We start from the raw sequence: 10,381 nt of genomic DNA on the forward strand, positions 1-10,381 counted from the left end.
TCCGGTGCTGGGGCGGCTAGTCGTGGTGGATCTCGATGCCCAGGTCACCGAGGCGGTAGATGCGCAGGGCGGACTTCCACACGTGGCCGTCCCCGGTGATCACGATCCGGCCGGGCTCGCGGCGGACCTCCTTGATGTGCACGTCGAACTCCATGCCGGGGTCGTCGCGCAGGATCTGGCCGCGGTAGGACCAGGTCGTCTCGGTACCGCGGAGCAGGGCGAAGCGCGGGTTGCGCAGGCCCTCGGTCAGTCCGGTCTCGACGGCGTACACCTGGAGCCCCTGGAGCAGCGCCTCCACGCCGAGCGAGCCGGGCATGACGGGGTCGCGGTGGAAGTGGCAGGAGAAGTACCACTCGTCGGGGCGGATGGTGCGGTGCCCGCGCAGGCAGCCCTGCCCGTGCTCGCCGCCGCCCGGCAGGACGTCCAGCCATTCGACGAGGTCGAGATGGCCGCCGGCGAGGCGGGGCGCGGTACCGGCGGTGCGCTCCCGGAAGGCGGGCAGGTCGATCCGGCGGGTGCCCGGTGGCCGGGCGGGGCGGGCGTCCAGCCACGGCGGCACGGTCCGCCCCTTGTCGAGGCCGACCTGGCGGGCGAGGGCCTTCTCGTTGAAGTACCCGAACAGGGACTCGCCGGTGTAGAAGACCTCGCCCTCGCAGGAGAGTTCGTACGAGAAGTTCTGCAGGATCGAGCCCGGCATCCGGTCGCTGGACAGCAGCGTGGAGCGGTGCTGGATGGTCTTGCCGCGCAGGTCGACGTCCTTCACCAGGGTCGCGCGGCCGTCGAGGTTGCGGATGCTGAACCGCTCGTCCGGGAAGGGCAGCGTGGCGCCCAGGTAGTAGCCGAGGAGGATCGCCGCCTGGAGGCTGGACTCCATGTAGACGCAGTTCGGCATGTACGGATGCCCGTTGTCGGCGTAGTACCAGGCGTCCTCCGGCACGTCGTACTCGGTGACCATGACCGCGCCGCGCCTGAGCGTGCCGCGGGTGCCGTCGAGGCGCATCACGCGGTCCACGAAGAGGAAGTCGCCGTTGGGGATGTACGGCGCCCGGCTGTTCGCGTAGATCTCGAACTCCGGGCCCATCGCCACCGCGAGGTCGCCCTTCGCGGCGTGCGCCATGTGGAACTCGTTCAGCAGCGCGGGCTCGCCGGTGGCCGGGGAGAGCCGGCCCAGGAAGTGCGGGACCTCGCCCCCGGCCTCCGGCCGGTACGGCGTGCCCGGCTTCTCCCGCAGCCGGATGCCGAGCCCGGTGACGCTGATCGACGGGGTGCCGTCGCGCAGCACGACCACGTCGGCGACGAGCGCGGGCCGGGGCAGCAGGGTCAGCTCGGTGATGTCGACGCGGTACTCGACGCGTTCGGTGCGCGGGGTGATCTGGCCGCGCACCTTCACCTCGGTGGTCAGGTCCGGCACCGGCTGGAAGCGGGCGTCGGGGAGGGTGAGGTGCAGGCCGAGGGAGAGCGCGTACACCTCCAGCAGCTGGACCGCGCCCTCGGCGACCAGTGAACCGGCGAGGACCGGGTCGTCCGGGAAGTGGCTGGTGAAGTACCAGCCGTCCGGGTCGAGCCGCTTGACCGCCTCGATCCGGCCGAGGCCGTGCGGGCCGCCCGTGCGGTCCAGGAGGGTCACCTCGTCCGCCATGCGCAGCCGGCCGTCCGGCAGCCGCAGGGAGGAGTTGCAGCCGGGCGGCTGGCGGTGGCCCTCGCCGAAGACGTCCGCGATCCGGCCCTCGGCCAGGGCGTCGAGGTCGGCGGTGGTGAGGGAGGTGCGGCCGGTGCGGGCCGGCGGCTTGAAGCTCCGCTTCTCCGCCGGGGCCTGGGCGGGGGCGGCGCGTCCCCGCACCAGGCCGGGGCTGGCCTCCAGCTCCTCGTCGGTGAAGAAGCCCGCGCAGGCGTTGGTGAGCTTCAGGATCAGCTCGCCGTCGGCGTAGCAGTCGTAGTGGAAGAAGAACAGCAGGGTGTCGCCCTGGCGGACGAACTGGTCGATCCAGATGTCGTAGCGCAGGGTCTGGCCGGTGCGGGGCAGGTCGCCGACGAAGCTGAGGGTGCTGTCGAGCAGGCGGTACACGCGCCGGCCGCGGTTGGTGAAGTCCGCGCCGAGATAGCTGATCAGCAGCAGGTCGCACTGGCCCGCCTCGATCGTGACGGCGGGCGGCACCTGGCCGTCGACCGCGTACCAGGCGTCCTCGGGGACGTCGTACTCGGTGCGGATGAAGCTGGGCCTGAACTCACCCGGCTCGGCGTCGAGTCGTGTCACACGGGTGGCGAAGAGGTACGGCGGCGCGGGCAGCCGTACGCGGCGGGCGTAGCCGTCGATCCGGGCGTACCGCGGGCCGAAGACGTTGCCGATCTTGCCGGTGGCGAACTCCAGGAGGTCCCGCTCGTCCCAGACGACGCCTTGGGGCTTGGGGGCGCGGGGCGGGGCGGGCGGTTCGGACGGCTGGGGCGGCGGCGCGGTGGCCGCCGGGGCGGACAGCACCGCCAGCAGCTCGTCGCGCAACGCCCGCTGGCCGTCCAGGACTTCCCGGTGCGCCTCCAGGATCTCCGCTCGCAGACTGCGGACCAGGGCGAGCGTCGACTCCCGCTCACCGGAACCGCGGGCGGGCTTCGGCGGCACGGGGAGGGGGGCGCCGAAGACGGCCGGGCGCGGGGGCACGGCGGGGGTGTCTGGGGCGTCGGCGGGCGGGCGGGGGGACGGGACGGGCTCGGTGGGTGGGGTGGACTCGGCGGGAGCCGGTGCGGGCGCGGGCGCTTCGGGTGGGGGTGGCGAGGTCCGTACCGCCTCCGCGGGGAGCATCGTGATCGGATCCCGCTCCAGTGCGAGCGCGGGTACGGGCGGACCGGCGGGGCGGGTCGGCATCGCGGTGTCCCATTCCGTGGCGGTGGGTCGGGGGGCGGGGAGGTCCCTGGCGGGACCGGCGAGTCCGGCGCGGGCCGGCACCGGTGCGGGAGACGGTGACGGCGGGGACGGTTCGGCGGCGGAGCTGCCGGGTCCCGTCGACGCACCGGGCCCGGCAGCCGGAGCCGGAGTTGGACTGGGCGCCTCGGTGGCGCCGGACACCGGTGCCGCGAGCGTCACCTCGGCGGCGCCGGGCACCGGAGCCGTCGGAGGGACACCTGCTCCGCCGGGCACCGCGGCGGCGAGCGCCCCTCCGGCACCTGCGGGCGCGGGCATCGCACGGGTGCGCTCGTCGGCCGGGACCGGAGGGGCCGCCCCGGGCCGTACGGCCACCGGAGCGGGGGCACTCGCGCCGGCGGCGGGCAGCGACTCCGCGCCGTTGTCCTCACGCTCCGGGGCGGGCGGTGTGCGGGGGATCCCGGCGAGTACCGGTGCCGCCGCCTCCGCGACGAGGGGGGCGACCGGGCTGCCGCCGACGGGGAAGGTGCGCAGGCCGAGCGGGCGGCGGGTGGGAGCGGTGCGGGGGCGGAACGGGGTGAGGTCGACGGGGACGCCGTGGGCGGCCAGCCGGGCGACGAGGCGGGCGATGCCGGTCGCTCCGCGGGCGCCGCGCCGGTCGACGGGGACGGACAGGTGCGGTGCGTCGCCCAGGGTCTCGTGGATCCAGCGGGTGCAGGTGCTGGACGGGCCGACCTCCACGAAGCAGCGGAAGCCGTCGTCGTACGCGCGCCGGATCAGCCGCGGGAAGTCGACGGTCTCCCGCAGGGTGACGGCGATGTCGCGGGCCACACGGTCGGGGTCGAGGTCGCCGACGGGCGCGTAGTGGCGGCTGCTGTAGAGGACGAGGCCGCCCGTGTCGCCGGTGGGATAGCGGTTGAGGTCCGCGAGTTCGGGCAGCACGCCGTCCACCACGGGGCAGTGCATGACGTGGTTGGCGGGCGAGCGCGCGCTCTGGCAGCCGAGGGCGTCGATGAGGGCGCGGCACTGGGCGGGGTCACCGGCGACGACGACCTCGTGGGGGGTGTTGACGTGGGTGATGAAGACCCGGTCGTAACCGTCCAGGGCGGCCCGGACCCCGTCGGCGGGGGCGAGCAGCACATGGGTGGCCCACACCTGCGGGTCGGGCACGTCGTCGCCGAGTCCCCACAGCGCGCGCACCGCCTTCTTCGGCCCGCGCAGCTGGTCGACGAAGAGCGGGGAGGCGTCGATCTTCGTGGTGGCGCGGGCCCCCTTGCTCCAGCCGCCGGTCGCGAACAGCATGCTGCTCTCGCCGAGGCTGTAGCCGAACGCCCCGTGCACCGGCACGCCGAGCACGTCCCGCACCAGGTCGGTGGAGAGCAGCGCGTAGCTGGTGCCGACGGCCAGCATCAGCGGGATGTCGTCGAGCAGTCCGGTCTCGTGGCGCATCAGGTCGCGCCGGCCGAGCGGGCCGAGGGAGCGCGGGTAGAGCGCCTCCGCGCGCAGCATCGCGGCGGGTGCCTCCGTCTGCGCCTCGAAGCGGGGCAGCAGTCCGGGGAAGGCCCGGAACAGGGCCCGGCCGAGGCCGGGATACGAGTTGAAGGCGCCGGGGTAGACGAGGGCCGTCCTGACGCCGGGCCCGCCGACGGGCCGGGCGGCGAAGCAGCTGCCGGACGGCGATGTCCACTCGCCTCCGGCCCGGTGGACGCCGGGCAGGTCCTTGAGCGCCTGCTCGGCCTGGCGTACGAGCCCGGCCGGGTCGTCGGCGACGAGGACGGCCTTCAGCGCGGCGGGCCGGTCCCGCGCGAGCCGGTCCCAGTCGCCGCCGTCGGCGACCGTGTCGCGCAGTTCGGTGAGGCGGCGCAGCAGGCCGTCGAGGTCGTCGGCGGCCACGGGCACGACCAGGCTGCCGCCGGAGCGGGTCCAGTCGGTGGCGGCGACCTCGCCGCGGGTCTGCGCCCCGCCGAGGACGAGGTGGGCGTGGCTGCCCGCGGTGCCGGTGACGCTGACACAGGCCAGCCGGCGGCCGTCGCGGCGCCGGCGCAGCCAGGGCCGGGATTCGGCGGCGAGGAAGAACCCGGAGCCGGTGAGCGCGTCGCGGTCGACGCCGTCGGGGGCCATCGGCTGGTAGGCGTGGTGCAGGCACAGGGCGGCCCGGATCAGCGAGGCGAGCGCGGAAGCGCAGCCGGTGTCCCCGACGGCGGCGCCGGCCGCGGAGAGCGCGGTGCGCAGTGCGCCGCCGGCGCGCGGTGCGGCCCACACCCGGGCGAGGCCCGTCAGGACGGCCGGGTCGGCGGTGCCCGTCTCGACGAGTTCCACGTCGGCCGCGGTGACCCCGGCGGCGGCCAGCGCCTCCTCGGCCGCGGCGGCGACCAGTCCGGGGTCGGGGCGCGGGGAGAGGGTCGCGCAGTGGCGGACGGCGAGGGCGTCGACGGTGGCGTACACGGTGCGGTCCGGCGGCACCGAGCCGGGGCGGGTGACGACCACCGCTCCCGCGCCCTCCCCCAGCAGCGGTGCGCCGCCCGGCTCCAGCAGGTCACGGGCGAGGGTGGACTCGGGTCCGGCGGCCAGGTCGACGGCGCCGACGAGGACCGCCTCGACACTGGGGTCGAGCAGCAGCAGCCGGGCGGCGTCGAGGGCGTCGACGCCGACCGAACTGTCGGAGGAGACGGTGAAGGAGGGGCCGGTCAGGTTCCACAGGGAGGAGATGCGGGCGGCCATGATGTTGCCGATGTAGCTGAGGACTTCGTTGGCCTCGATCGAGTCGTGAATGCCGTCGCGGGCGGCCCGGGTGAGCGCGGCGAGCTGCTCGTCGGACGGGTCGAGGCCGGCCCGCGCGCACCAGGCGGCGAGTTTGCGGCCGAGCGCGTGGCGGGCGGCGTGCCCGTGGGCGCTGGGTTCCATCTCCATGCCGAGGACGACGGCGACCCGCCGCCCGGTGCCGCCGGGGGCGCCGCGCTCGTACCCGGCGTCGCGCAGCGCCTCCTCCGCGACCCGCATCATCAGCAGGTGCTGCTGGTTGAAGTGGTCGAGGTCGTTCGGCGGGATGCGGTACGCGGTGGCGTCGGCCTCGAACTCCGCGACGTACGCGGCGTCCCGGGCGCCGCCCGGCAGCGGGCCGGTCTCGAAGCCGCGCCAGCGGCGCGGGGGCAGCTCCCGTACGGCGCTGCCGCCGTCGTACCCGGCGCGTTCGAAGGCGTCGAGGGTGGTGAGGGAGCCGAAGTGGGCGCCCATGCCGATGACGGCCAACGGGGGCGGGGCCGGCCGCGGCTCTTCCGGCTCCTCCTCCCGGGCGGTCTCCGGCCCGGAGAGCACCACGTGCGCGTTGGTGCCGCCGAAGCCGAACGCCGAGACGGCGGCCCGGCGTACGCCGTCGCCGGCCGGCCACGGCACGGGTTCGCGGACCACCCGGTCGGCGACCGTGCCGGGCAGCGGCTGCCGCAGTCCGGTGGTGGGCGGCAGGGTGCCGTGACCGAGGGCGAGAACGACCTTGACCAGGCTGCTCATCCCGGCGGCGGTCAGCAGGTGCCCGATGTTGCCCTTGACCGAGCCGAGCAGCGGACCACGCCCGAAGTACCGCTCCACGCCCTCCAGTTCGGTGCGGTCGCCGATCGGGGTGCCGGTCGCGTGGCACTCGACGTACCGCACGCTCCGCGGGTCGACGCCCGCCTCGCGGTACGCGAGGTCGTACGAGGCGAGCTGGCCGTTGACGTTCGGCACCAGCAGGTGCTTGCCGGGGCCGTCGTTGCCGAGGCCGATGCCCTCGATGACGGCGAGGATCCGGTCGCCGGCGCGGCGGGCGTCGGCGAGCCGCTTGACGGCGACCATGGCGGCGCCCTGCCCGGTGATGATGCCCCGGGAGCGGGCGTCGAAGGGCTGGCTCGGCGCGCCGTCCGGCGGGTAGGCGCGCAGGTCGGAGAAGGACAGGTGGATGACGGTCGGGTCGGGCGCGCAGACACCGCCCGCCAGCATCAGATCGGCGCGCCCGGTCGCGAGCTGGGCGCAGGCCAGGTCGAGCGCGTACAGCGCGGACGAGCAGGCGGCGTCCAGGGTGAAGCGGGGACCGCCGAGCCCGAGCGCCGCGGCGACGACATGGGCGGGCAGCCCGCCGGGCCAGAGGTTGTGAGCGTCGGCGAGATGCCCGGCAGGGGCCGCGGCAGGGCCTTCGGCGGCGCCGCGGCCACCGGCCGCGCCCCGCTCTCCGGCCGCGCCCCGCTGCCCGGCCGCGCCCCGACGGTCGTCCGCCCTCGCGGCCGGGCTGACGTCCGCCGTCACGGCCGGGCTGCCGTTCTCCGTCAGGAACGGCAGCCCGGCCGCGGGGAAGCCCGCCGCCGCGAGTCCCTCGGTCACGGCGGCGTCCCACAGCCTCCCCGCTGTCCGGCCGGAGGCCGGGGTGGGGAACGGGTAGTTCCCGAACACCACCCCGGTCCTCCGGCCTTCGGCCCCGCCGGACGCGGCAGCGGGGGATGCACCCGCGTCGGCCAGGGCGTCGTGGGCCGTCCGGAGCGCCCAGTGGAACGAGCGGTCCAGTCCGGCCAGATAGCCGGCGGGCAGCAGCCCGTCGGGGACGGCGGTCTCGGCCTCGGCGCCGAGGAAGCCGCCGCGCGTGCAGGAGATGCGGTGCCGGTCCCGGTCCCCCCGCGCGCCCGGCTCGTGGGCGAGCGGATCGTGTCCGAAGATCCGCTCGCCGCCCTCGGTGCGGGAGTCCACGCCGTCCATCAGGTTGCGCCAGTAGGCGTCGGGGGTCGCCGCTCCGGGGAACAGGCAGGACAGGCCGACGATCGCGTAGGAGCCCATGGGGTTCAGCCTTTCCGGGGTCAGACCGTCACCTGGGCGACCCGGCCGCCCGGCTGCCGGAACCGGTTCTCCAGCTCGGTGTCCTCCACGGCCGTCACGTCCTCCAGGACGACGAGCACCCGGCCGTCGGGGTCGGTGGCGGTCACCGTGCAGGTCACGCCGGTCCGGCCGGGCCGGACGTCCTCGACGGCGATGAGGAAGTCGGCGTCGGCGGGCAGCGGGGCGTACAGCCGGACCCGGCCGATCTCCATGGGCAGGCAGGCCCGCCCGCGCTGCTCGCGCACCCACACCAGGACGGCCTGGAGCAGCAGGTCGGCGAGGACGGGACGGTGCAGCCGGGTGGGGTGGCCGCCGGGCGCGGGCCGCCGGCCGGCGAGCCGGGCCCGGACCAGGAGCCGTCGCTCGTCGGCGGCCAGGACCGTGCGCAGGCCGCGCAGCGACGGGCCGTGGAAGAGGGTGCCGTCGCTGTAGAGGCGGGCGGCGTCCCGGCCGGGTCCGGCGGTGCGGGCGAGCGCGGCGAGGTCGGTGCGGTCGGCCGGGGCCGGGACGGTGGCGGTGCCGAGCCGGACGCTGTAGGCGGGCCGGCCGCGGCCGGTGGCGTCGACGGCGGAGGCGAGGACGTCGGTCTCGGTGCCGTCGGCGGCGACCGGTTCCATGGACAGGCGCAGGCGGTGCGGCGGCTGGGCGTCCGGCTCGTCCCAGGCGACGCCCTTGAAGACCTTGAAGCCGTACGCCGAGGTCACCGTGCGCCCGGTCGCCGCCTCCACGGCGCCCGCGAGCAGGCCGAGCGCCGCGGTGGCGGGCAGCACCCGCCGGCCGCCGATGGTGTGGTCGGCGAGCAGGGGGCCGTCGGCCAGGTCGGCGAGGGTGCGGTCGACGACGAGCGGCTGGACGGTGCGGGTCGCGGGCGGGGCGGACAGCGGGGTGAGCGGCCCGGTGACGACGACGGTGTCGTGGGCGTGCGGCGCCGTGAACTGCTCGGCGAACAGCCCGGCCCCGGTCGCGACCGGCACCAGGGCGACCCCGCGCGAGGCGAACATCTCCCGCAGGTCGCCGGAGACCATCCCGCCGTCCCAGGCGCCCCAGTTCATGGCGGTCACCCGCGCGGAGGGCAGCTCCCGCTTCAGCCGGGCGGCGATCCGGTTCAGCGCCTCGTTGGCCATCGCGTAGTCGGACTGGCCCCGGTTGCCGAAGAATCCTGCCACGGACGAGAACAGCACCAGGTGCCGCAGCTCGGCGACCCCGCGCAGCGCGTCCAGGACGTTGCCGAGGCCGAGCAGCTTGGTGGCCAGCACCCGCCGGATCTCCTCGGGCGTCTTCTGCGCGATGAGCCGGTCGGCGAGCACTCCCGCCCCGTGCACGACCCCGGTGACCCGTCCGGCGTACGGCGTCAGCTCCCGGCGTACGGCCGCGGCGTCCGTGATGTCCACGGTCAGGTACTCCACGCGGGCCCCGGCGGCGGACAGCCGGGCGAGGTTCGCGGTGATCTCGCGGCCCGCGGTGATCTCCCGGAACCGCGCCTCCACCTCCCGGGGCAGCGGCTGCCGGCCGCCCTGCGCCAGGCGTCGGGCGATCAGCCCGCGCAGCGCGGGCCCTTCCTGCCCGGCGGCCCACTCCGGTTCGGGCGCGGGCCGGCTGCGGCCGAGCAGCAGCAGGCCGACGGGACGGGCGGAGACCAGCGCGTGCAGGCAGTCCGCGGTGATGCCCCGGGCGCCACCGGTGACGACGAGGAGATCGCCGGCGGTGAGTTCCGGTACGGCGGCGGCGCGCGGCGGCGCCGGCTCGGCGGAGGGCGCGATCGTGCGGCGGCCCGAGGCGTCGTGCGCCACGTCGGCGGGCGTGGCCGACAGGTCGGCGATCTCTTCGAGGAAGCGCGCGCCGACGGTGGTCGGGGCCAGGTCGGGGGCGAAGTCGACGGTACGGGCGAACAGTTCCGGTGCCTCGACGGCGAGCGTCTTCACCAGGCCGCCGATCCCGCCGAGCAGCGGGGAGGCGTCCCCGCCGCCCCGGAGACCGCCGGCGCCGTCGAGCCGGGTCACGGCGACGAACGCGGCCCGGCCGCCCTGCTGGGCCGCCGACCTGAGCGCGGGCAGGGCGTGCTTGGCCACCAGCAGGCCGTGCTCCAGGCGGCGCGCCCCCTCCGTCCACTCGGGCCCGGCGGCGGCCGCCAGCTGGACGACCAGATCGGCCCGTCCGCTCACCAGCGCCCCGGCCAGCTCGGCCTCCTCCCAGCTCCCCAGCTGCCGCACGGCGTCGGCCTCCGGCACGACCGGGTCACTGCCCGGCAGCACCACGACCTCCACCCGCCAGCCGTCCCCGCGCAACGCTCCGGCGAGCGGCCGGGTGAGGGTGGAGCCGTCGTGCACGAGGACGGCGGTACGGGGGTCGGCGTAGGCGCCGACGAGGGTGTGCGGCGGGGGCAGTTCGGCCGTTTCGGCGTAGGTACGGCCGATGCCCGGGGCGGAGGGGTAGGCGACGGTGAAGGACTCCGGGGCCGCCGTCGCCTCGCCGGTGACGGCGGAGGAGAGGAAGTTCGCGATGTCCTCCAGCGTGCGCAACTCGGCGAGCACTTCCGGGTCGACGTCGTCGGACACCGGATACGCCTCCTGCAACGCACCCAGAATCTGCACCCGCTTGATCGAGTCGATCCCCAGATCGGCCTCGACGTCCATCCCCGGCTCCAGCATCTCCACCGGATAGCCGGTCTTCTCCGCCACCGCCCCCAGCAAC

General features: G+C 76.0%; 2 protein-coding genes. Both read right to left on the reverse strand.

From position 1 onward, the window contains the following. Positions 1 to 16: 16 nt before the first annotated feature. The gene (locus VE614_RS20735; RefSeq protein ID WP_324939022.1) at positions 17 to 7,651 is read right to left on the reverse strand and encodes a beta-ketoacyl synthase N-terminal-like domain-containing protein; all 7,635 of its coding nucleotides are present in this window, start codon (positions 7,649 to 7,651) and stop codon (positions 17 to 19) included. A 20-nt stretch (positions 7,652 to 7,671) separates the two neighbouring features. Beyond that, positions 7,672 to 10,381 (reverse strand): SDR family NAD(P)-dependent oxidoreductase (locus tag VE614_RS20740; RefSeq protein WP_324939025.1); only part of this gene is annotated, 2,710 nt, incomplete at its 5' end.

The sequence above is a fragment of the Streptomyces sp. genome (assembly GCF_035645055.1).
Lineage (GTDB): Bacteria > Actinomycetota > Actinomycetes > Streptomycetales > Streptomycetaceae > Streptomyces.